We start from the raw sequence: 20,029 nt of genomic DNA, 5'->3' as shown, positions 1-20,029 counted from the left end.
TCTGCCGTACAGGCCGCTCCAATGCCGGTTTAGCTCAGTTGGTAGAGCAACCGCCTTGTAAGCGGTAGGTCGCGAGTTCGAGTCCCGCAACCGGCACCACCTGCCCAAAATTTGAGCGACTAATTAGCGACTAAGGGTCTGAAACCCGCAGAAATCTGCGGTTGTTTTGTGCTTACAAAACCGCTGCACTACCACTGTGCTAAGCCGGCATTCCATGTCGGCGGGCAAAAGGCCGCCCGCGCTTTGAGCGGTCCGCTTAATGCGGCGGCGTGGCTTTCACAAGAGAACACTGACAAGATCGCTGGCACCGGCAATCACCGGGCGCCGAAGGTCCAGCCCTCGGTCACGGCGATTTCAGGAGTCAGCCCGGCGGGGGTCCACAGCGCCGCGTCGTGCGCGACGGCGCGCAGCCATGCGGCGGTGATAAGCGCGTCTGACGAATGATCGTCTATCGGACCGGCGCCCGCGACCGGGGGCGTGTCCAGCACGGCCAGCGCTTCGTTTAATTGTTCGTATGTCCTGATCTTGGTCGCGCTCTTGCGGCCGCCGGCACACAGGGCGGCGAGCGAGGTATATATCTCGACGATGGCGGAACCGGTGGGCGGCAGCGGATCGACGGGCCACACCGGCACGCGGCCTTCCAGTTGGTGCAGCAGCCGCATCCCCGTAAGGCTCGATTTGCCCACCTGTGCCGCGCCGACAAGGTTGAAGTTGCTGACCGGACGCACCCCTTGCGCGCGCTGCGCATGCTCGGCCACGCGAAAGCGGCCTTCGCGCGTTGGCGCATCGGGCAAGTGAAAACGGTCGCCCACGTGATCCTGCGAATGGCGATAATACCGCCCCGCTTGCGGGTGGCGCACAAAGCTGGTCGCGGCAAGGTGCTCGTCATCCGCGCAGATTTCGTCGATCAGCGCCCACAGCGCGCGGGCATCGGCGGGGCTGCGGTCCCATCCGGGGAAGAATGCGCCCGCGTCGTGAAAGGGCAGCGAAATGCCCAGGTCCATGCCGACCAGCGTATCGGCGGGCAGATCGTCGCGCAGGATCACCAGCACGTCTTCGCGCGACCAGCCCCGGCCCGGATCGACCAGCACCGGCGCGCCGCCATCGGCCAGAGCGATCGCCAGCGCTATGCCCTTTTGCCGGGGGCCGACCGCGCCGGACCAGTCTATTGCCAGAAAGTGCCGGAAGCGGCCCGGTGCAATCATCCCGCGCGTTCGCTCCGCAACTTGTCCCAATAGTCGAGCCGCTTGCGCACCTCACGCTCAAACCCGCGTTCTACCGGCGCGTAATAGGTTTGCGGCTGCATTTCTTCGGGCCAGTAGTTCGCGCCTGAAAAGCCGCCTTCCGCGTCGTGGTCGTAGGCGTATCCCGCGCCGTATCCCACGTCTTTCATCAGCTTGGTCGGCGCGTTGAGGATGTTGGCGGGCGGCATCAGGCTGCCGGTTTCCTTCGCGCTTTTCCACGCGGATTTCTGTGCCTTGTAGGCGGCGTTCGATTTGGGCGCGGTGGCGCAATAGAGGCAGGCTTGCACCACGGCCAGTTCGCCTTCGGGCGAGCCGAGGAAATCGTAAGCGTCCTTCGCGGCAAGGCACTGAACCAGCGCTTGCGGGTCGGCAAGGCCGATGTCCTCGCTGGCGAAGCGCACCAGACGGCGCAGCACGTAAAGCGGTTCCTCGCCCGCCACCAGCATCCGCGCAAGGTAATAGAGCGCGGCCTGCGGATCGGACCCGCGCAAGGACTTATGCAGCGCGGAGATGAGATTGTAATGCCCTTCACGGTCTTTGTCGTAAACCGCGACGCGGCGTTGGAGGAAACCGGAAAGCCCCGCCGGATCGAGCGGGCTTTCAAACGTCACGTCGAACAGCGTTTCGGCCTGGTTGAGCAGGAAGCGCCCGTCGCCATCCGCACTGGCAACCAGCGCGGCGCGCGCATCGGCGGTGACCGGTAGCGCGCGATCAAGCAGCGCCTCAGCGCGCGAGAGCAGTTCTTCCAGCGCGGCGGCGTCCAGCCGGTGGAGGATCAGCACTTGCGCGCGGCTCAGCAGCGCGGCGTTGAGTTCGAAGCTGGGGTTTTCCGTCGTCGCGCCGACCAGCGTGACCGTGCCGTTTTCCACGAAGGGCAGAAAACCGTCTTGCTGGGCGCGGTTGAAGCGGTGGATCTCGTCCACGAACAGAAGCGTGCGTTTGCCGGTCTTCGCGTAAGTTTCGGCTTCCGCGAAGGCTTTTTTCAGATCGGCGACGCCGCTGAACACCGCGCTGATCGCGGCGAAGCGCATGCCCACGGCATCGGCCAACAGGCGCGCGATGCTGGTCTTGCCGGTGCCCGGCGGCCCCCACAGGATCATGGAGGAAAGCTTGCCCGCCGCCACCATGCGCCCGATCGCGCCTTCCGGCCCGGTCAGGTGCGATTGGCCTACAACGTCCGCAAGCGCGTGCGGCCGCAGGCGATCGGCAAGCGGGGCATTCTCGTCCGGGGCATCGGATGCGCCCGATCCGGCAGGCAGGTCGTCGGCGAAAAGGTCGGCCATTTGCGCGAGATAGGGCGATTGGGCCGACATTGCGAAAAATTTTGAATCTCCCTCTTGCCAAGAGCGCATTAAGATATATCTTAAGAGCATCTCAAGATATGGAGTAATGAACGAGATGCGAATGAACCGGATGGGCCGCGGCGAATGCGGCAACGGTGGAGGCGGCCGCAGGCGCGGTCGCGGAATGGGCCACGGTTTGGGCCAAGGTATGGGAAAACACGCCTACAAGGCGATTCTGGCCGGCGGGCTCGGCGAAGGCTTCGGCATGGGGCCGGGCTTCGGCGGCGGACGTGGCGGACGCGGCTTTGGCGGCGGCTTCGGCGGTGGCGGCTTTGGCGGTGGTCGGGGCGGTCGCGGGCGCAAGCGGATGTTCGCCAGCGGCGAACTGCGGCTTGTCCTGCTGCGCATGGTCGCCGACGAAAGCCGCCATGGATATGATCTGATCAAGGCGATCGAGGAAATGACCGGCGGCGAATATGCGCCGAGCCCGGGCGTGGTCTATCCCACGCTCAGCTTGCTGCTTGACGAAGGGATGATCGACGAAGCCGAGGGAGAGGGCGCGCGCAAGCCGTTCGTCGTAACCGAAGCCGGGCGCAAGGAGCTGGACGAACGTTCGGTCGAAGCCGATGCGCTGCTGGCCCGGCTCAAGGCCGTGGCAGAGGAAAGCAACCGCCAGGCCAGCCCGCCGGTTCGCCGCGCGATGGGCAACCTGATGGCCGTGTTGCGGAACCGCGCGATGGCCGAGGGGTTCGATATCGAAGCCGCGCATGGCATCGCCGATATCATCGACGATGCGGCACGCCGGATCGAACGACTTTGAAGGAGACCGTGACCGATATGACAAGCCCCGTAAACAGCCCTGAAAACAGCAGCGCCACGGCCAGCGTTCCAACGCAAAGCGCCAGCCGTTACCTGCAGCAGTTGTGCAAGCACTGGCAGCACAACCTGAAGGTGGAATTCGACGCGCAGAAGGGCACGATCGTGTTTCCGCACGATGCGCGCGGCAACAACTGGGTGGGCGATGCCACGGTAACGCTGTCGGCCACGCCTGAAACGCTGGAATGCCGCATCGATGCGAGCGAGCCTGCGCAACGTGACGGGCTGAAGGGGGCGGTTTCGCGCCACGTGGACCGCTTCGCCTTTCGCGAAGCGCCCTTGCCGTTCGAATGGCGGGACGAATCCTGACCCGGCGAGACCCGGTCTGCACCGGGATTGCAGACGATCCGTATCGGACGTAATTTCTCCTCCGGCCGCGTGGCCGGGGGAGAATTGCCATGAACGATGCTATGAAGGCGCGCGCGCCCTGGCACCTTTGGGCTGTCGGTGTAGCGGGCCTGCTCTGGAACAGCTTCGGGTGTTATGATTACGCGATGACCAACCTGCGCAATCCGGCCTACCTTGCCCAGCTTCCACCGGAAATGATCGCCTATCTCGATGCTTTGCCCGCGTGGCTGACGGGGTTCTGGGCGCTGGGCGTGTGGGGCTCTCTGGCCGGGTCCATCCTTTTGCTGGCCCGGTCGCGTTATGCGGTGGCCGCGTTCGCGCTGTCGCTCTTGGGATTGGCGATCACCCAGGGTTACCAGATGACCGTGGCAATGCCGGGATTTGCGCGATCCGATGCGATGATCGCGATGCAGGTCGTGATCGCGGTCGTCCTCGTGCTCCAGCTTTGGTATGCCGTGCGCTTGCGCGGGGCGGGTGTGCTGCGCTGAACGGCCCGATGCTGACAGCGTTTGCTGCCAAAATCCTTGCCGTCAGCTGCGCAATGCCCGTTGCCGGACGAGCCTCAGGTAGGTGTCAGCGACCGACTGGTTGATCCGGTCCCAACTGAATTCCAGGCTGCGCTGTTCCCCCGCCGCGCCGTGCCGGCGGCGCAGGTCCGCGTCGGTAACGTAAGCCTGCAGTGCATCGGCATACTGGTGGATCGCGCCCGGCCGGATCAACCGGCCCGAAACGTGGTCGTCCACAAGGCTTTCGCTGCCTGTGGCTTGTGCGGCGACGACCGGCAACCCGCAGGCCATGGCTTCCAGCGTCACGTTACCGAAGGTTTCGGTGATCGACGGGAAGAACAGCAGGTCCATGCTGGCGACAGAGGTCGCAAGGTCCGCGCCGCCGCGATAGCCGGTAAACACGGCATTGGGCAGGCGGTTCTGGAACCATTCGCGCGCGGGGCCTTCGCCGACCACCAGCACGCGATGCTTCACGCCTTTGCGCCGCAGTTCGTCGACCGCGTCGGAAAAGACGTCCAGCCCCTTTTCCATGACCAGCCGGCTGAAAAAGCCGATCACGATCTCGTCGTCGCCGAAGCCCTGTTCCCGGCGCCATTCCATGCTGCGGCGGCCGGGGTTGAACACATCGCGGTCGACCCCGCGCGACCAGATGCCGATGTCATAGTTCATGCGCTGGTCGCGCAGCACCTGCGCCATCGATTCCGAAGGCGCGACAAGCGCGTCCGCCCGGCGATAGAAGCGGCGCAGCAGGGCTTCCAGCAGCGGTTCGGTAAAGGCCAGGTTGTAATAGCGCGGATAGGTTTCGAAGCGCGTGTGGACCGATGTGAGCACCGCGATATCGCGCTTGCGCGCCCAGCTTACCGCGCGGTGGCCCGCCGGATCGGGTGAGGACACGTGCAGCACGTTGGGCGCGAATTCCTTCAGGTCGCGCCGGATGTGCGGCTGGAGGCCCATCGTCACGCGGTATTCGCTGCGGCCCGGAATGGCGAAGGACGGCAGGCTGACAAGGTCGCCCGTCGCTTCGACGGCCGGGTTGGGGATCGTCGGCGCATAGACGCGCACCGCCGCGCCGTGGCGCAGCAGGTGGCCGACAAGGCGGTTGAGCGCCTGCGTCGGTCCGTCGGCAACCATGTTGTAGTTGCCGCTGAACAGCGCGACGCGCAGGTCCGAGGTTTCGGACGGGATACGGGAATTGATACTGGCGGGCATGGTCAGCGGCCCATAGCCGCGTTCTGTCCAATTGTCAGGAAAAGTTCTCACCCGCGCGGCCCGAAGGGCGTCCCATGTGCGCGCCGTGCCACACTTTGCCCGGCGCGCACCTCCAGGGAACGCTCAATGTCCGCGGCGGTAATCGCGGTGATAGTCGCGCCGGCCTTCGCGCCGCCATTCGCGGCGATCTTCGCGCCGTTCGTGACGCCAATGATCGCGGTAATAACCGCGATAGGCCGGATAGGACTGGTAATAGTATCCGCGATACGCGGGGTAGGCGGGATAGACCGGATAGGCCGGGTAATAGGTCGGTCCGTAATAATATCCGCGCGGTCCGTCGTAATAATATCCGTCGTCGTCGTCCGAAGACGCGATCGCCGCGCCCACAGCAAGGCCGACAATGCCCGCACCGATCGCGATGGCGGCGTCGTCTCCGCCGCCACGATGGCGGTAATGGTCGCGCGCCTGCGCGGGTGCGGCAACGGCCAGCGCCATTGCGCCCATTCCTGCGGCGAGTGTTGCTTTGCCAAGGATGTTCATCGTGTGTCTCCCCCGTTCGCCGCGCAAGGTCGGGGCGCGGCGACGGTTACCTTCGCTTCATGCGCCAGGGGCTCTGAACCGGCTGTTAACCGTTCCCCCGGCGCGGACCGGATACCGGCCCCCGGGCACGGCCGAACGAAGGGCGGAACCACGCCGGGCGGTTCCGCCCCCGTTTGCCCCCGGGGTTCCGGGATCGGCAGTTTCATCAGTACCCGCGACCGTAATAGCCCTGGTACCGGTTGTCGTATCCGCGGCGCTGGTAATAGTCGCGACGGTGGCGTTCCATCTCGCGGCGGTTGTAGCGGTGGCCGTTCCGGTCCCAGTAATATCCGTCGCGATAGACGTAGTCGCCATAGGCGTAGCCGTTGTTGCCATAGTTATAGCGGCCGTCGCGATAGCGGTCATGATCGTTTGACGAGCTGGCGATGATCGCGCCCAGCGCCAGGCCGATGATCCCGCCGGCAATCGCGGCGCCCGTGGTGTCGCCGCCGTGGTGGCGGTCGTAATCGCGGGCCTGCGCGGCCGGGGCCATCGTGGCAAGGGACATCGCGGCAACCGCGGCGCCCAGCGAAGTCTTTGCAAGAATGCTTTTCATGGTCGTTGCTCCGTATTCGTTTCCCTGGTTGGCCGAAGCCGGAAAACGGTCCGGTCGTTCAGCTTGACCTCTTTGTACATGAACGAAACTGAACGGGGTCGGAGCAACCCTCGCAGCTTTCGTTCAGGTTTGTCGAAAGTTGTATGAATGGAGCGGAGCGAAGTTGACGGTGTTGACGGTGCCTTGCGCGAAAACCCGGCAGAGGCCGGCGCCGGGCACAGACAACCGTTCCGCGAAGCGCGCGGTTGCAGCGATCGACCATGAGAAAGAGCGTTGCCGTCTTTCGCATGGGGGCAGGTGTGTAGGAAAGGGCGCTCAGACACCCGCGCGGCGGCAGCCAGCCCCCGACACGCCGGTAGTTGGGGCTGCCTTTCGGACGCCCCGATAGCGGACGCTCATTTAGCGAGTAATTGGTCAACGTGCTCTAATTCACTCGGATATATCAAATGTATCAAATTGGGATGGAGGTGATATGAATCCAGGTCCAAAAACAACAAATAAAAATGCTGATAAAAATATAAGAACTGAAATTATATCCCCAAGCAATGACGATTGGATATTTGGGAAGCCAGCGAGAAAAATCATTCCAATCCAAATTGGGAAAACAGAAATCCTTCCTAAGGAATAAAAAAATACCTCTTTTATCCTAGAAACCCTAAGCATTAGATGCAGAGAATATAAGAAAGTTGTCATTAACACTAAAAATATTGGCAAAGCTATATATGAAATCGAATGTAACCTCGTGGTAAGATATGTTGCTATTATACCTAAAAAATTTATCATCCAAATTGTTGCACTTCGCCTTAAGAAAATCAGCATGGCGGAGACTCCGGGGCAATTTTATCTCGAGCATCTGATGCGACCCCCAGCTGGGATTAGGGCTTGGCGGTTTTTTGCGCATCAGCGCGGTTGAAGCAATGGCGCGCGTGGCGGAGCCCTTAGGGCGTAGCGAAGCAGACTATATATTGCGGGGCAAGATCAGAGGTCCTTGCGGACGTTTCCCCTCCCGCACCCGTCATCCCAGCGAAAGCTGGGATCGCTGTCGGCTCCGTGCTGGCAAACTGCTGTGGGCGGCTGGGTCTATATCATGGCCAACAAGCGATGGCGTTCTGTATGTCGGGGGGTACTTCTGATTTGCCCGCTCGTGTCATGCAACGTCGCACGGGCATGGAAAATGGAACTGATCGAGAATGCCAATCCAGTGTGGAGCGACGTTTTCGAGCATCTCGCCTTGACGTGAGCGATCCCAGCTTCCGCTGGGATGACGGGCGAAGGGGGCGAAGCTGCTCCCCACCCCCAACCCCTCCCGCTTGCGGGAGGGGTTGGGGGTGGGCATTGCGCGACGGCAGCTGCCTCCCGACATTCCCCAACATTCCGTTCGTTGAGGCGGCATTCCGGACGCCTCGATAGCGGACGCTCGTTCAGCGAGGAATTTGTCAGCGCGCCCTGTTCGCAGCGGGGCGAGCCTTGGAAAAGGTGGCGTGTTACGCCACGTCCTTCTTGCGGTTCGCCTTCTTGCGCTCGTGCGGGTCGAGGATCGCCTTGCGCAGGCGGATCGACTTGGGCGTGACCTCAACCATCTCGTCATCGTCGATATAGGCGATGGCCTGTTCCAGCGTCATGATCCGGGGCGGGGTCAGCCGGATCGCGTCGTCCTTGCCGGTGGAACGGAAGTTGGTCAGCTGCTTGGATTTCAGCGGGTTCACTTCAAGATCGTCGGGCTTGGCGTTCTCGCCGATCACCATGCCTTCATAGACCTTGTCCTGCGGACGCACGAACAGGATGCCGCGATCTTCAAGGCCGTTGAGCGCATAGCCCACCGCCTCGCCGGTGCAGTTCGAGATCAGAACGCCGTTGATGCGGCCTTCGATCGCGCCCTTGTAGGGGCCGTATTTCTCGAACAGGCGGTTCATGATGCCGGTGCCGCGCGTGTCCGAAAGAAACTCGCCGTGATAGCCGATCAGCCCGCGCGAGGGGGCGGAGAAGGTGATGCGGGTCTTGCCCACGCCCGAAGGCTTCATCTCGGTCAGCTCGGCCTTGCGGCGCTGCATCTTTTCAACGACCGTGCCCGAAAACTCGTCATCCACGTCGATCACGACGGTTTCGTAAGGTTCTGTCCGCGCGCCGCTCTCGTCGGTCTGGAACAGAACGCGCGGGCGGCTGATGCCCAGTTCAAAGCCTTCGCGGCGCATCGTCTCGATCAGCACGCCCAGCTGCAATTCGCCGCGCCCGGCCACTTCGAAGCTGTCCTTGTCGGCGGATTCGGTCACGCGGATGGCAACGTTGGTTTCCGCTTCGCGCAGCAGGCGGTCGCGGATCATGCGACTGGTCACCTTGTCGCCCTCGCGCCCGGCCATCGGGCTGTCGTTGACGGCAAAGCGCATGGCCAGCGTCGGCGGGTCGATCGGCTGCGCGGCGATGGGTTCGCTGACGGCGGGATCGGCGATGGTGTTGGCAACGGTTGCCTTTTCAAGCCCGGCCAGCGCGATGATGTCGCCCGCGCGCGCCTCGTCCACCGGCACACGTTCAAGCCCGCGGAACGAAAGCAGCTTTGACGCGCGGCCGGTTTCGACCACGTTGCCGTCCATGTCGAGCGCGCGGATCGGGTCGTTCACGCGGATCGTGCCCGACTGGACGCGGCCCGTCAGCACGCGGCCCATGAAGTTGTCGCGGTCCAGCAGCGTGGCAAGGAAGGTGAACGGCCCGCTGTCGTCCAGCCCCGGCGCGGGGACGTGATCCACGATCGTGCGGAACAGCGGGTCCAGCGTGCCTTCGCGCACGCTTTCATCTTCACCGGCATAGCCGTTGCGGCCAGAAGCATAGAGGTGCGGGAATTCAAGCTGCTCGTCGTTCGCGTCAAGGCTGACGAACAGGTCGAACACCTCGTCCAGCACTTCCTGCGGGCGGCCGTCCGGGCGGTCGATCTTGTTGACCACGACGATGGGGCGCAGGCCCAGCGCCAGCGCCTTGCCGGTGACGAACTTGGTCTGCGGCATCGCGCCTTCCGCGCTGTCCACCAGCAGGATCACGCCGTCGACCATCGACAGGATGCGCTCAACTTCGGCGCCGAAGTCCGCGTGGCCGGGGGTGTCGACGATGTTGATGCGCGTGCCGTTCCATTCAACGCTGGTGCACTTCGCAAGGATGGTGATCCCGCGTTCCTTTTCCAGGTCGTTCGAATCCATCGCGCGTTCTTCCACGCGCTGGTTTTCACGGAACGTGCCCGACTGGCGGAACAGCTGGTCCACCAGCGTGGTCTTGCCGTGGTCGACGTGGGCGATAATGGCGATATTGCGCAAGGCTGCGGCGGACATGGAAACGGTGCTTTCGTGCAGGGGGTATCGGCCGGCCCATCGGACCCGCCATCTTTGCGGGCGCGCTTAGCGGCAAACCCCCCGAACGGCAAGCCGCGAGGACGCCTCGGCCATGCCCCGTGTTGCATATGCGCAACTATGCATACCTTTTTCCGTCACTTGCACCCGTGTATCATTGTATCATGCACGGCGCGCTTTTACGGACGCGCGCAGGAAGGGGGAGGTGCGAGAGCCGTGGAACGGCCCGATCCCCCGGCCACATTCCGGATGTGACGAGAAGGTATCCAGACCCATGAAATTCGATTCCGCCGGCCATCGCGGCCGTATGCGTGCCATGTTCCTTGCCGGAGCGGCGAGCCTTTCGATTGCTGCCGTGGCCCCGGCCATGGCGCAGGATGCCCCCGCGCAGGATACTCCCGCGCAGGACAGCGCCACGGCCGACACGCAGCCGAGCGACGGCAACGAGATCGTCGTTACCGCCACCAAGCGCGCGCAGACCCTGCAGGACACGCCGGTGGCCGTCAGCGTAACCGGCGAGAAGACGCTGGAACAGGCGCAGATCCGCGACCTGAAAGACCTGACCAGCGTCGTGCCGTCGCTGCGCGTCACGCAGCTGCAATCGAGCGCGAACACCAACTTCATCATCCGCGGCTTCGGCAACGGGGCCAACAACGCGGGTATCGAACCGTCGGTCGGCGTGTTCATCGACGGCGTCTATCGCTCTCGCTCGGCCGCGCAGATCGCCGATTTTCCCGATGTTTCGCGGATAGAGGTGCTGCGCGGTCCGCAGTCCACGCTGTTCGGCAAGAACGCGTCTGTCGGCGTGATCTCGATCATCACCAAGGAACCGCAGTTCCGGTTCGGCGGTAACCTGGAAGCGAGCTATGGCAACTATAACGCCATGGTCGCGAAAGGCATGGTCACCGGCCCGATAACCGACGCGGTGGCCTTCAGCCTGGCGGCGGGCGTGAACAAGCGCGACGGCTATAACCACGATCTGGGCACCGGCAGCGACACGAACGAGCGAAACCGCTGGTTCACGCGCGGCCAGTTGCTGTTCGAACCGTCGAGCGATCTCAAGGTCCGGATCATCGGCGATTACGGCAAGATTGACGAAAACTGCTGCGGCGTCGTGAACCTCCGGCCCTCGCAGGCCACGCAGATCGTGCGCGCGCTGGGCGGCAACGTGAACGCGCCGAACGAAATCTTCGCGAACAAGGTCTATGACAATTTCGATTCGACCAACGATATCGAAAACTGGGGTCTTTCGGGCCAGGTCGATTACACCGCCGGCCCGGTGACGCTGACCAGCATCACCGCCTATCGCCGCACCAACGCGGTGACCAACCAGGATTCGGATTTCACCAGCGCCGACCTGCTGGGCCGCAACTACCAGAACCTGCGGATCAAGACCTTCACGCAGGAGCTGCGCGCCGCGACCGATTTCGACGGGCCGCTGAACGGGCTGTTCGGCGCCTATTATTTCAACGAGCATATCGACCAGGCGAACCAGATCCAGGACGGCACGCAGTTCCGTCCCTATGGCAATGCGCTGATCCAGGGGGCCACCGGCGGCGCGCTCGACGTTCCCACGCTGGAGACGATCCTGGGCACGCTGGAAGGCGATCCGGCGAAATACCAGGGCCAGTTCTTCGCGGCGGGCCAGGGGCTGGACGAACGCTATACCCTGAAGGACGAGGCGTTTTCGCTGTTCGGCCAGGTGGACCTCAAGCCGGTCGAGGGGCTGACGCTGACGGGCGGCGTCAACTACACCACCGATACGAAGCACTTTGCCACGAACGTGCAATCGACCGACGTGTTCTCTGGCATAGACCTCGATTCGCCCGCCTATGCGCCTTTCCGCCAGCAGTTGCTCTATGATGGCGCACTGGGGCAGGGGCTTTCGTCGGCGGACGCGGCGGCCTATGCCGCGGCCAACGCCAACAACCCCGCGGCGAACCCGCTGGCGCCGCTGAAGGCGTTCCAGTTCCTGCCGCCGTTCCTGAACCTGCCCAACGCGGTGGAGCCGGGGCGGACCAACGACGACAAGTTCACGTACATCGCCCGCGCCGCCTATGACGTGACGCGCCACGTGAACGTCTATTTGTCCTATGCGACGGGCTTCAAGGCCAGTTCGGTCAACCTCTCGCGCGATAGCCGTCCGCTGGCGTCAGACGCCGCGGCGTTGGGCGCGGCGGGGCTGACGATGCCCAACCAGACGTATGGTTCGCGCTTCGCCGGGCCGGAAAACTCGTCCGTCTGGGAATTCGGGCTGAAGGCCGACTGGGGCATCGCCACGCTGAATTTCGCGGCGTTCAAGCAGGACATCAAGGGCTTCCAGTCCAACGTGTTCACCGGCACCGGCTTCCAGCTTGCCAACGCGGGCAAGGAATCGGTCAAGGGCTTCGAATTCGAAGGCACGGTGCGCCCGGCAACACCGCTGACGCTGGGCCTGTCCGTCACCTACCTCGATCCGAAGTATGATGACTTCCGGTTCTCTGCGGTGGGCGACCTTTCGGGCACCAAACCGGCGGGCATCCCCGCGATTTCCGCCACCTGGACCGCCAGCTGGAACCAGCCGATCGGGCGCAACAACCTGATCCTGCGTGGCGACTTCCACTATGAATCGCCGGTGCAGATCATCGAAGGGCTGCCGGGCTTCCTTTCGGGCGGCACGGCGGCGGCAATCGCCGCGGCGCGCCCGTTCCGGCGCGAGGTCGACGACATGAACCTGTCGGCCACGCTTGCGCTTCACAACGGCGTGGAACTGACCGCGTGGGCGCGCAACCTGCTCGACAACCGGTACCTGGTATCGGTGTTCGATTCGGTTGCGCAGCCCGGCTCCATTTCGGGCTACACCAGCCAGCCGCGCACCTATGGCGGCACGGTGCGGGTGCGTTTCTGATCGAAGTGATCGAATAGTTATCCAGGGTGGGAGGGGCTATCGTCCCTTCCATTCTGGATTTATAAAACTCCTGTTGGCAGTTGACTATTTCTTCCACGGATGTTGCCATCCACTGTACGCGCAAATGTGTGCAGAACTGGGGAAATAAATGGAAAAAGACTTCTCGATTTCCGATCTCGGAAATTTTGAAAAGCTCGTCACACCAAAAGTCATAAAGATCATATACTGGCTTGGGCTCGTCGGCATGGCGATCTTTGCCCTGATTACGTTTGCCGGGGCGCTGGGGATGATGCGCTACAGTTTCGCCACCGGTGTGGGGACGATTCTTCTTTCGGTGGTCGGTTTCGGTTTTGGCGTGCTGTTCTGGCGCGTTCTCATGGAAGTCTATATGGTGTTTTTCGGCATCTATGACCGTCTGGGCGATATCCGCGAGGATCTTCGCAAGGAATAACGGAAGTTGCGTGGGATTGCCGGATTCGTGCGGAGCGTTCGGTTCGCGCGCGGTTGACAGGTCCGCGCAGGGGGTCCGTTCCCCTTGCCAATGCAACCAAATCGTGGATGATTCCGCCCATGCGCCGCCTGAAGGGCGGCCTGCACAGGGGGAATGACCATGGAATGGATGCTGATGCCGTTTTGGCGCTATGCCGATTTTTCCGGCCGGTCGCGGCGCAGGGAATACTGGATGTTCGTGCTGCTCTATTTCATCGTCTATGCGGTTGGCATCGCGCTGATGATGATGGGCGGCTTTTCCATGGGCGAACTGGAAGGCGCGCCCGCCGCATCGCCGGGGGCATCGTTCTGGCTGGGCGCGGCGCTGGTTACGATCTTCGCGATCGGCAGCTTCATCCCGTCGATCGCGGTGCAGGTCCGCCGCTTTCACGATCAGGACCGGTCGGGCTGGATGGTCCTGCTGAACTTCGTTCCCTATGTGGGCGCGCTGGTGGTTCTGATCTTCATGCTGCTTGAAGGAACGCGCGGACCCAACCGATACGGCCCGGACCCCAAGGACCCGACAAGCGCGGACGTTTTCGCCTGACGCGCCGCAGCCACAGCCGGAGAGCGCCATGCACTGGATGATCGAACCCTATCGCCGCTATTTCGACTTTGGCGGACGGTCGCGGCGGCTGGAATACTGGATGTTCTGGCTGTTCTACTGGATCGTCATGGTCGTGATCGCGGGCCTGTTCGGATACAACGACAACGTGGTGCGCGGCCCGATGTCGATTTCCGTGCACCGGTCGCTTACGCCGCTGGGCAACGGGATTTCCAGTGTGTTCTGGCTGGTGAGCGTGGTGCCGTGGCTCGCGGTTTCGGTCCGCCGGCTGCACGATCAGAACCGCACCGGCTGGCTTATGCTGCTGGTGCTGATCCCGTTTTTCGGGTGGTTCGCGCTGCTGGTGCTGATGCTGCTTGACGGCACGCCGGGCGATAACCGCTTTGGCCCCGATCCGAAGGGGCGCGGCACGGTGGACGTGTTCCGCTAGGGCCCCGCGCGGCTTCATCGCCAGGAGCGGCCCTTCGACAGGATCACAGCTCGCGCAGCACCCGCGCGGGGCGGCTGCGCAGCACGCCCAGCGATCCGGTGACCGCCAGAATCAGCACCAGCGCCGCCCCCGCGCCCAGCACGCCCAGCACGCGCGGCCAGCCGGGCATCCATTCGAAATCGAACAATCGCGTCACCACCAGCCATGCCGCGCCCGTGCCCAGCGCCAGCGCGATCGCCGATGTCACCGCCACCAGCAGCGTGTATTCGGACAGCAGCAGGGTAATAAGCTGGCGGCGGCTTGCACCCAGCACGCGCAGGATCACGTTGTCATAGGTTCGCGCCTCGCGCGCGGCGGCGATCGCGCCCGCCAGGACGGCCAGCCCCGCCAGGATCGCCACGCTGGCGGCGGCAAGGATGGCGGTGCCCATCTGCGAAAGGATCGTGCGCGCCTGCCCGATCACCGGGCCGACCTCTATTACAGAGCTTGACGGGAATTGCCGCACCAGCGCGGAGAGGATCGCGGCCTTCGTGCCGCTTCCCTTTTCACCGGCGGGCAATTCTATCGTCGCGGCAAGGTTGTGCGGCGCGTCTTCCAGCGTGTTGGGGCTGAACACCAGCACATAGTTGAAACCCAGCGAATCCCAGTCAATCCGCCGAAACGATGCGACCCGCGCGGTGCGCTCAACCCCCAGGAACGTGAAGCGGATATAGTCGCCGATGGAAAGGCCGATGGCCTTGGCCAGGTTCTCGTCCACCGAAACCAGCGGCTCGCCGGTATAATCCTTCGGCCACCACTTGCCTTGCGTCACCGTGTTGCCTTCGGGCACGTCCGCCGAATAGGTGAGGCCCCGGTCGCCGCGCAGCGCCCATGCCCCGTCGGAGATCTTGCCCATCTGCGCGACCACGGTCATCCGGTCTTTCGGTCCGAAGGCAAGGATTGACCCGCGCAGCGCGGGCACCGTGCGGATAGCGGCTCTGGGGGCGGCGCCACGCACCGCCTGTTCGAATTGCGCCGCCTTGTCCTTTGGCACGTCCAGCACGAAATAGTCCGGCGCGCGGGTGGGCACACGGCGCGCGATATTGCCGTCAAGGCTGGTCTGTATCGCTGCGATCAGCACGAATGCGGCAAGGCCGAAGCCCAGCGCCACCACCAGCGGCCCGGTCTGCGCGCCGGGGCGGTGCAGGTTGGCAAGCGCAAGGCGCAACACCGTGTTCTTTGGGCGCGCCGCGCGCGCAGCGGCCCATGTCACCGCGCGACCCAGCGCCAGCAGCAGGAAGAACAGCGCCGCCGCGCCGCCAAGAAAGCCCGCCGCGAGCAGCTTTTGCGGTGCGGTCAACACCGCCAGCGCCACGATACCGGCAAGCCCCAGACCCACGGGCAGCAACAGCGGCCGCCACCGCGCGGAAAGCGGCGATACGCGGGCGCGCATCAGCGCCATCGCGGGAAATTCGCGCGCACGCACCAGCGGAGGCGCGGCGAATGTCAGCGCGATCAGCAGGCCGAACGCCGCCGCCGTGGCAAGTGCGACGCCATCGAACACGAAACCCGGCGCCACGGGCAGCAGCCCTTTCAGCGCAAGGCCCAGCAGCGGAGTAACGGCCAGCCCGATTGCCAGCCCCGCGATCACGGAGACGAGCGCGGTCACCGCGATCTGCAAAAGGAAAATCCGTGCGATATCGCCGCTTGTCGCGCCCAGAACCTTCAGCGTGGCGATGCTGCCGCGCCGTGCCTCCAGATAACCCGATACCCCGTTGCCTATGCCGATCCCCGCAATCGCCAGCGCGGCAAGCGCCACCAGCAGCAGGAACTGCCCCATCCGCCCCACGAAGCGGTCCAGCCCCGGCGATGCGGCGTCGCGCGTGCGCGTGCCCAGCGCGGCATCGGGGAACTTCGTCTTGATGGCCGCCTCCACCGCCTTGGGATCACTGCCGGGCGGCAGCTTTATGCGGTATTTCGAACGCACCATGCTGCCCGGCTGGACAAGGCCCGACGTATCGAGCGCGGCCTTGCCGATAATCACCGTGGGGCCGAGCGAGAAGCCTTCCGAAAGCCGGTCCGACTCACTGGCGATCACGCCGCCCACGGTCAGGCGCGCCTTGCCGATGGCGAACGTGTCGCCGGTTTTCAGGCCCAGCCGCTCTCCCACGCCCGGATCGATCCATGCATCCATGCCTGCTGGCGCGCCGGCAACGCGCCCGCCCTTCAGTCGCAAGGTGCCGTAAAGCGGCCAGTTGCCGTCCACCTGCTTCAGCGCGACGGGCGTCGCCACCACGCTTTCGCCCGCCGTACCGGTGCGCCGCGCCATCGCCTGCATCCGCATTCCCGACGAAACCGGGCCGAAGCTGCGGAATTCTGCCAGTTCGTCCGGGCTCGCCGCGCGCAGAGGGATCTGCACTTCCACGTCGCCGCCCAGCAGCACCTGTCCGCGCTCGGCCAGTTCGCGCTCTATCGCGCCGGTCAGCGTGCCGATCGCGGCAAGCGCGGCGGTGCCCAGCACGATGCACACCACCAGCAGGCGCAGGCCGCGAAAGCGCCAGTCCAGCCCGCGCCGCGCCAGCGTCCACGCGGTGCGCCAGCCTGTCATGCCGCGCTGTCCGATACGATGCGCCCGTCTTCCAGCGTCACGATCCGCTCGCACCGGCGGGCCAGTGCCGGATCGTGGGTTACGATCACCAGCGTCGCGCCCGCTTCCCCGGCGCGCGAGAACAGCAGGTCGGACACGTTGTCGCCGGTCGCGTGGTCAAGGTTGCCGGTCGGCTCGTCCGCGAAAAGCAGCACCGGGCGCGGGGCGAGCGCGCGGGCGATGGCCACGCGCTGTTGCTCTCCGCCCGAAAGCTGCGCGGGATAGTGGGTCAGCCGGTGGCCAAGGCCGACCGCTTTCAACTCGTCGCGGGCGCGATCGAATGCGTGCGCCATTCCTGCCAGTTCCAGCGGCGTGGCCACGTTCTCCAGCGCGGTCATGGTCGGCAGAAGGTGGAAGGCCTGAAGCACGATGCCGATGCGCCCGCGCCGCGCTGCGGCCAGCGCGTCTTCGTCCAGCACGGTAAAATCCTGCCCGGCGACCGAAAGGTGCCCGCCGCTTGCCCGGTCCAGCCCCGATAGCACCGCCAGCAGGCTGGACTTGCCCGAACCGGAAGGGCCGAGCAGCGCCAGCGTCTCGCCCTCGCGCACGGAAAGGTCGATGCCGCGCAGCACGTCCACGCGCGCGTCCGCTTCGCCCAGCGCGAGCGTGAGGTTGCGGGCAACGATAACGGAAGCGGAACGGGCCGCAGGGTCGCTTGTCACGCGCCAGCGATGGCATAGATAGGGGGCATGGAGCAAGCCAGACGCCCGTTCGCCAAAGCCGCCACCTTCACCGCCATCGCCTTCGCGCTGCCGCTCGCGCTGGCGGGGTGCGGAGACCGGACGGCCCCCGCCGCGCCGCAGGCAAGCGCCTCTGCCCAGCCGCCGCAGCGCCCGGCGGGGCCGCACAAGGTGGTGCTGGCCTTCGGGGACAGCCTTTTTGCCGGATACGGCCTCGACCCCGGCGAAAGCTATCCCGCGCAGCTTGAACGCGCGCTGTGGGCCAAGGGTATCAACGCCAGCGTGGTCAACGCGGGCGTTTCGGGCGACACCACCGCCGCCGCGCGCGAACGGCTGGCCTTCACGCTCGACAACCAGCCGGCCAGGCCCGTTCTTGCGCTGATCAGCCTTGGCGGGAACGACATGCTGCGTGGGTTGCCGCTGGACCAGACACGCGCGAACCTGGACGCGATCCTTGCCGAATTCGACAAGCGGCACATTCCCGTGATCGTGGAAGGAATGCTGGCCGCGCCCAACATGGGCAAGGACTATGCAAGCCGTTTCAACGAACTGTTCCCCGAACTGACGAAGAAGCACGGCGACGCGCTGGTGCCGTTCTTCCTGCAACCGGTGGTCGGGCAAGCCGGCCTGATGCAGGCAGACAACATCCACCCCAATGCCAAAGGCGTGGGCAAGGTGGTTGCGGCTACCGTGGACCGCGTGGTCGCCGGACTGAATGACGAGGGGGCTTAGGCGGCGCGGACTGGTACCTGGAACGACAGGATAGCGGACGCGCAGAGTCGAAGTCGAACCTGTCCCTGTCGTCCCTAGTGGAACTTGCAGATGATCGTCACATTCCCGCTCGGCGTCAGGATCGCCTTCGTGTCGTTGCTGGTGCCAAGCGTCCGGCTACCGCAACTCCAGCCGGTTTCGACGTAAGTGCGGCTCAGCTTCGGGCCGGTCGTCTGGTCAAGATTGCAAAGGGCCGTGGTCATGCCGCCGTGGTTGACGACATAGTGCGACGTGCCGGTGGCGGCGACATAGCCTTCCGGGGTGTCGATGTGGAAGCCGCAGGCATTTCCCTTGAATACAGCGGCGCCGTTATCCGGGGTGGCATGGGCGGGAAGCGAGGGGATCATCGAAATGGCAACCAGTGCAGTTATCGAAATTGCAGAGAATGACTTGCGCATTGGAAGTCTCCGTTCAACTTTATCTCGGAAAGACTTCCATCATGGCGGGGTTACGATTGCATTAATCGGTAAAAATGGTCAATTTTATCGGCTTTACGGTAAACGCTCCATTTACGTAAATTGCGACTGCCCTGATTTTCTTTCCGGCCTTTCCTGAGCACGTTACTGCCTAGATCCGCTCCGCCACGCCGTTCCTCACGCACCACATTGCGGCGCGGCCCGCGATTTCATCGAAGGGCGCGGCTTCGGTGCCGGTCATCCATACTTGCGCGGTGCCGCGCGCCAGCCGGTCGAACAGGGCGGCGCGGCGCACCGGATCCAGGTGGGCGGCGATCTCGTCCAGCAGCAGCAGGCGCGGGCGGCCTTCGGCGGCAAGCGCGGCGTGGGCAAGGACGATGGAGATCAGCATCGCTTTCTGTTCGCCGGTAGAACACTCGGCGGCGGGCGCGTGCTTGGCGGCAAGCGTAACGGCAAGATCGTCGCGGTGCGGGCCAGCCAGCGTGCGCCCGGCCGCGCGATCACGGCGGCGGCCCTCGCGCAGGGCTTCGGCCAGCGCGGCCTCTTCCGCCGGGGTTTCGCTCGCATAGGAAAGCGACGGACGGGCAAAAGGCTGTTCGGGCAGTGTGGCGATGGCGGCCGCAAGATCGTCCACCATGCGCCGCCGTGCCGCCGCCAGCGCCGCACCGCTTTCGCCCAGTTGCGCTTCCAGTGCATCAAGCCAGCGTGCATCCGGCTCGCCCGGTTCGGCCAGCAGGCGGTTCCTTTCGCGCAGCGCGGTTTCATAGCGCGCGGCAAGGCGCGCATGGCCGGGGTCGCGCGCCAGCACCAGCCTGTCGAGGAAACGCCGCCGGGCGCCGGGGCTGTCTGCAAACAGACGGTCCTGCGCGGGGGTAAGCCATGTGAGCGAAAGCCATTCGCCCAGCCGCGCGGCCGGCGCTTCGGCACCGTTGATCCGCACCGTGCGCCGCGCGGGCGCCTGCGGCGTGGTGGCGGTGACGATCGACACGTCTCCGCCTTCCAGTTCGGCCGACACCGCAAAGCTGCCGCTGCCCGAATGGCCCGCCATTTCCGCGGGCGAAGCACGGCGCAGGCCGCGCCCCGGCGCCAGCAGCGAAATCGCTTCGAGCACGTTGGTCTTGCCCGCGCCGTTTTCGCCCACCAGGACGTTGAAACGCGCAAGACCATCAAGCCTCGTCGCCGCATGGTTGCGGAAGTCGCGCAAGGTGAGGCGGGTCAGCGGCATCTGTGTG

General features: G+C 64.5%; 18 protein-coding genes and 1 tRNA gene. 9 read left to right on the top strand and 10 right to left on the bottom strand.

Features of this window, described 5'->3' with window-relative positions:
- The first annotated feature begins 23 nt into the window (after positions 1-23).
- Positions 24-99, top strand: a tRNA-Thr gene (locus tag RXV95_RS14455).
- 215 nt (positions 100-314) lie between these two features.
- On the opposite strand, the gene RXV95_RS14450 is transcribed toward RXV95_RS14455, so the two are convergent.
- Together RXV95_RS14450 and RXV95_RS14445 are read right to left on the bottom strand one after the other, a co-directional pair.
- Positions 315-1,205 (bottom strand): hypothetical protein, encoded by an 891-nt coding sequence (locus tag RXV95_RS14450; RefSeq protein ID WP_338466731.1) that lies wholly within the window; start codon positions 1,203-1,205, stop codon positions 315-317.
- The gene (locus RXV95_RS14445; protein WP_338468577.1) at positions 1,202-2,527 is read right to left on the bottom strand and encodes a replication-associated recombination protein A; all 1,326 of its coding nucleotides are present in this window, start codon (positions 2,525-2,527) and stop codon (positions 1,202-1,204) included. The genes RXV95_RS14450 and RXV95_RS14445 overlap by 4 nt, the downstream gene beginning before the upstream one ends.
- A 208-nt stretch (positions 2,528-2,735) precedes the next feature.
- On the opposite strand from RXV95_RS14445, the gene RXV95_RS14440 reads away from it, so the two are divergent.
- From RXV95_RS14440 to RXV95_RS14430, 3 genes are all read left to right on the top strand, one after another.
- On the top strand, positions 2,736-3,347 hold the full coding sequence (locus RXV95_RS14440) for a PadR family transcriptional regulator (protein ID WP_338466730.1): 612 nt from the start codon (positions 2,736-2,738) through the stop codon (positions 3,345-3,347).
- A 17-nt stretch (positions 3,348-3,364) separates the two neighbouring features.
- Positions 3,365-3,712 carry a DUF2218 domain-containing protein gene (locus tag RXV95_RS14435; RefSeq protein ID WP_338466729.1) on the top strand — a complete coding sequence of 116 codons (348 nt, stop codon included), beginning with the start codon at positions 3,365-3,367 and terminating at the stop codon, positions 3,710-3,712.
- 89 nt (positions 3,713-3,801) lie between these two features.
- Positions 3,802-4,239, top strand: coding sequence for a hypothetical protein (locus tag RXV95_RS14430; protein ID WP_338466728.1), 438 nt, complete (start codon positions 3,802-3,804; stop codon positions 4,237-4,239).
- A gap of 42 nt (positions 4,240-4,281) precedes the next feature.
- Here the strand turns inward: RXV95_RS14430 and RXV95_RS14425 are convergent, their stop codons facing one another.
- The 4 genes from RXV95_RS14425 to typA all read right to left on the bottom strand — a co-directional run bounded on the left by RXV95_RS14425 (position 4,282) and on the right by typA (position 9,915).
- Positions 4,282-5,466, bottom strand: coding sequence for a glycosyltransferase family 1 protein (locus tag RXV95_RS14425; RefSeq protein WP_338466727.1), 1,185 nt, complete (start codon positions 5,464-5,466; stop codon positions 4,282-4,284).
- A 123-nt stretch (positions 5,467-5,589) separates the two neighbouring features.
- Positions 5,590-6,006, bottom strand: a complete 417-nt coding sequence (locus tag RXV95_RS14420) for a hypothetical protein (protein WP_338466726.1) — start codon at positions 6,004-6,006, stop codon at positions 5,590-5,592.
- A 205-nt stretch (positions 6,007-6,211) separates the two neighbouring features.
- Positions 6,212-6,601, bottom strand: a complete 390-nt coding sequence (locus tag RXV95_RS14415; RefSeq protein ID WP_338466725.1) for a hypothetical protein — start codon at positions 6,599-6,601, stop codon at positions 6,212-6,214.
- Positions 6,602-8,085: 1,484 nt separating this feature from the next.
- Positions 8,086-9,915 carry a translational GTPase TypA gene (gene typA / locus RXV95_RS14410; RefSeq protein ID WP_338466724.1) on the bottom strand — a complete coding sequence of 610 codons (1,830 nt, stop codon included), beginning with the start codon at positions 9,913-9,915 and terminating at the stop codon, positions 8,086-8,088.
- A gap of 292 nt (positions 9,916-10,207) precedes the next feature.
- On the opposite strand from typA, the gene RXV95_RS14405 reads away from it, so the two are divergent.
- The 4 genes from RXV95_RS14405 (at position 10,208) to RXV95_RS14390 (ending at position 14,304) form a co-directional block, all read left to right on the top strand.
- The gene (locus tag RXV95_RS14405) at positions 10,208-12,820 is read left to right on the top strand and encodes a TonB-dependent receptor (RefSeq protein WP_338466723.1); all 2,613 of its coding nucleotides are present in this window, start codon (positions 10,208-10,210) and stop codon (positions 12,818-12,820) included.
- 148 nt (positions 12,821-12,968) lie between these two features.
- On the top strand, positions 12,969-13,271 hold the full coding sequence (locus RXV95_RS14400) for a DUF4282 domain-containing protein (protein ID WP_338466722.1): 303 nt from the start codon (positions 12,969-12,971) through the stop codon (positions 13,269-13,271).
- A 159-nt stretch (positions 13,272-13,430) separates the two neighbouring features.
- The gene (locus RXV95_RS14395) at positions 13,431-13,856 is read left to right on the top strand and encodes a DUF805 domain-containing protein (RefSeq protein WP_338466721.1); all 426 of its coding nucleotides are present in this window, start codon (positions 13,431-13,433) and stop codon (positions 13,854-13,856) included.
- Between the two features lie 28 nt (positions 13,857-13,884).
- On the top strand, positions 13,885-14,304 hold the full coding sequence (locus tag RXV95_RS14390; protein WP_338466720.1) for a DUF805 domain-containing protein: 420 nt from the start codon (positions 13,885-13,887) through the stop codon (positions 14,302-14,304).
- A 43-nt stretch (positions 14,305-14,347) separates the two neighbouring features.
- Here RXV95_RS14390 and RXV95_RS14385 read toward each other — a convergent pair whose 3' ends face one another.
- Together RXV95_RS14385 and RXV95_RS14380 are read right to left on the bottom strand one after the other, a co-directional pair.
- Positions 14,348-16,891: an FtsX-like permease family protein gene (locus RXV95_RS14385; protein WP_338466719.1), complete on the bottom strand. Its 2,544-nt coding sequence runs from the start codon at positions 16,889-16,891 to the stop codon at positions 14,348-14,350.
- Positions 16,888-17,592 (bottom strand): ABC transporter ATP-binding protein, encoded by a 705-nt coding sequence (locus RXV95_RS14380; protein WP_338466718.1) that lies wholly within the window; start codon positions 17,590-17,592, stop codon positions 16,888-16,890. The genes RXV95_RS14385 and RXV95_RS14380 overlap by 4 nt, the downstream gene beginning before the upstream one ends.
- Before the next feature lie 27 nt (positions 17,593-17,619).
- Here RXV95_RS14380 and RXV95_RS14375 point away from each other — a divergent pair, with 27 nt between their 5' ends.
- Positions 17,620-18,342 carry an arylesterase gene (locus RXV95_RS14375; protein WP_338466717.1) on the top strand — a complete coding sequence of 241 codons (723 nt, stop codon included), beginning with the start codon at positions 17,620-17,622 and terminating at the stop codon, positions 18,340-18,342.
- A 74-nt stretch (positions 18,343-18,416) separates the two neighbouring features.
- Here RXV95_RS14375 and RXV95_RS14370 read toward each other — a convergent pair whose 3' ends face one another.
- Positions 18,417-18,779, bottom strand: coding sequence for a hypothetical protein (locus tag RXV95_RS14370; protein WP_338466716.1), 363 nt, complete (start codon positions 18,777-18,779; stop codon positions 18,417-18,419).
- A 169-nt stretch (positions 18,780-18,948) separates the two neighbouring features.
- A complete protein-coding gene (recF, locus tag RXV95_RS14365; protein ID WP_338466715.1) occupies positions 18,949-20,022 on the bottom strand; it encodes a DNA replication/repair protein RecF in 1,074 nt (357 codons plus the stop codon).
- Positions 20,023-20,029: the final 7 nt, after the last annotated feature.

The sequence above is a fragment of the Novosphingobium sp. ZN18A2 genome (assembly GCF_036784765.1).
In the GTDB taxonomy this organism is placed as follows: domain Bacteria; phylum Pseudomonadota; class Alphaproteobacteria; order Sphingomonadales; family Sphingomonadaceae; genus Novosphingobium.
The sequence above is the reverse complement of the archived record's forward strand: the minus strand, read 5'-3'. Positions and strand labels throughout refer to the sequence as shown.

Bases quoted from the DNA above. Each gene is read 5' to 3' on its own strand.
- recF (WP_338466715.1), bottom strand. From the start codon at position 20,022: ATGCCGCTGACCCGCCTCACCTTGCGCGACTTCCGCAACCATGCGGCG.
- RXV95_RS14395 (WP_338466721.1), top strand. From the start codon at position 13,431: ATGGAATGGATGCTGATGCCGTTTTGGCGCTATGCCGATTTTTCCGGC.
- RXV95_RS14445 (WP_338468577.1), bottom strand. From the start codon at position 2,527: ATGGCCGACCTTTTCGCCGACGACCTGCCTGCCGGATCGGGCGCATCC.
- RXV95_RS14405 (WP_338466723.1), top strand. From the start codon at position 10,208: ATGAAATTCGATTCCGCCGGCCATCGCGGCCGTATGCGTGCCATGTTC.
- typA (WP_338466724.1), bottom strand. From the start codon at position 9,915: ATGTCCGCCGCAGCCTTGCGCAATATCGCCATTATCGCCCACGTCGAC.
- RXV95_RS14385 (WP_338466719.1), bottom strand. From the start codon at position 16,891: ATGACAGGCTGGCGCACCGCGTGGACGCTGGCGCGGCGCGGGCTGGAC.
- RXV95_RS14375 (WP_338466717.1), top strand. From the start codon at position 17,620: ATGGAGCAAGCCAGACGCCCGTTCGCCAAAGCCGCCACCTTCACCGCC.
- RXV95_RS14450 (WP_338466731.1), bottom strand. From the start codon at position 1,205: ATGATTGCACCGGGCCGCTTCCGGCACTTTCTGGCAATAGACTGGTCC.
- RXV95_RS14415 (WP_338466725.1), bottom strand. From the start codon at position 6,601: ATGAAAAGCATTCTTGCAAAGACTTCGCTGGGCGCCGCGGTTGCCGCG.
- RXV95_RS14400 (WP_338466722.1), top strand. From the start codon at position 12,969: ATGGAAAAAGACTTCTCGATTTCCGATCTCGGAAATTTTGAAAAGCTC.
- RXV95_RS14425 (WP_338466727.1), bottom strand. From the start codon at position 5,466: ATGCCCGCCAGTATCAATTCCCGTATCCCGTCCGAAACCTCGGACCTG.
- RXV95_RS14370 (WP_338466716.1), bottom strand. From the start codon at position 18,779: ATGCGCAAGTCATTCTCTGCAATTTCGATAACTGCACTGGTTGCCATT.
- RXV95_RS14440 (WP_338466730.1), top strand. From the start codon at position 2,736: ATGGGAAAACACGCCTACAAGGCGATTCTGGCCGGCGGGCTCGGCGAA.
- RXV95_RS14390 (WP_338466720.1), top strand. From the start codon at position 13,885: ATGCACTGGATGATCGAACCCTATCGCCGCTATTTCGACTTTGGCGGA.
- RXV95_RS14435 (WP_338466729.1), top strand. From the start codon at position 3,365: ATGACAAGCCCCGTAAACAGCCCTGAAAACAGCAGCGCCACGGCCAGC.
- RXV95_RS14430 (WP_338466728.1), top strand. From the start codon at position 3,802: ATGAACGATGCTATGAAGGCGCGCGCGCCCTGGCACCTTTGGGCTGTC.
- RXV95_RS14420 (WP_338466726.1), bottom strand. From the start codon at position 6,006: ATGAACATCCTTGGCAAAGCAACACTCGCCGCAGGAATGGGCGCAATG.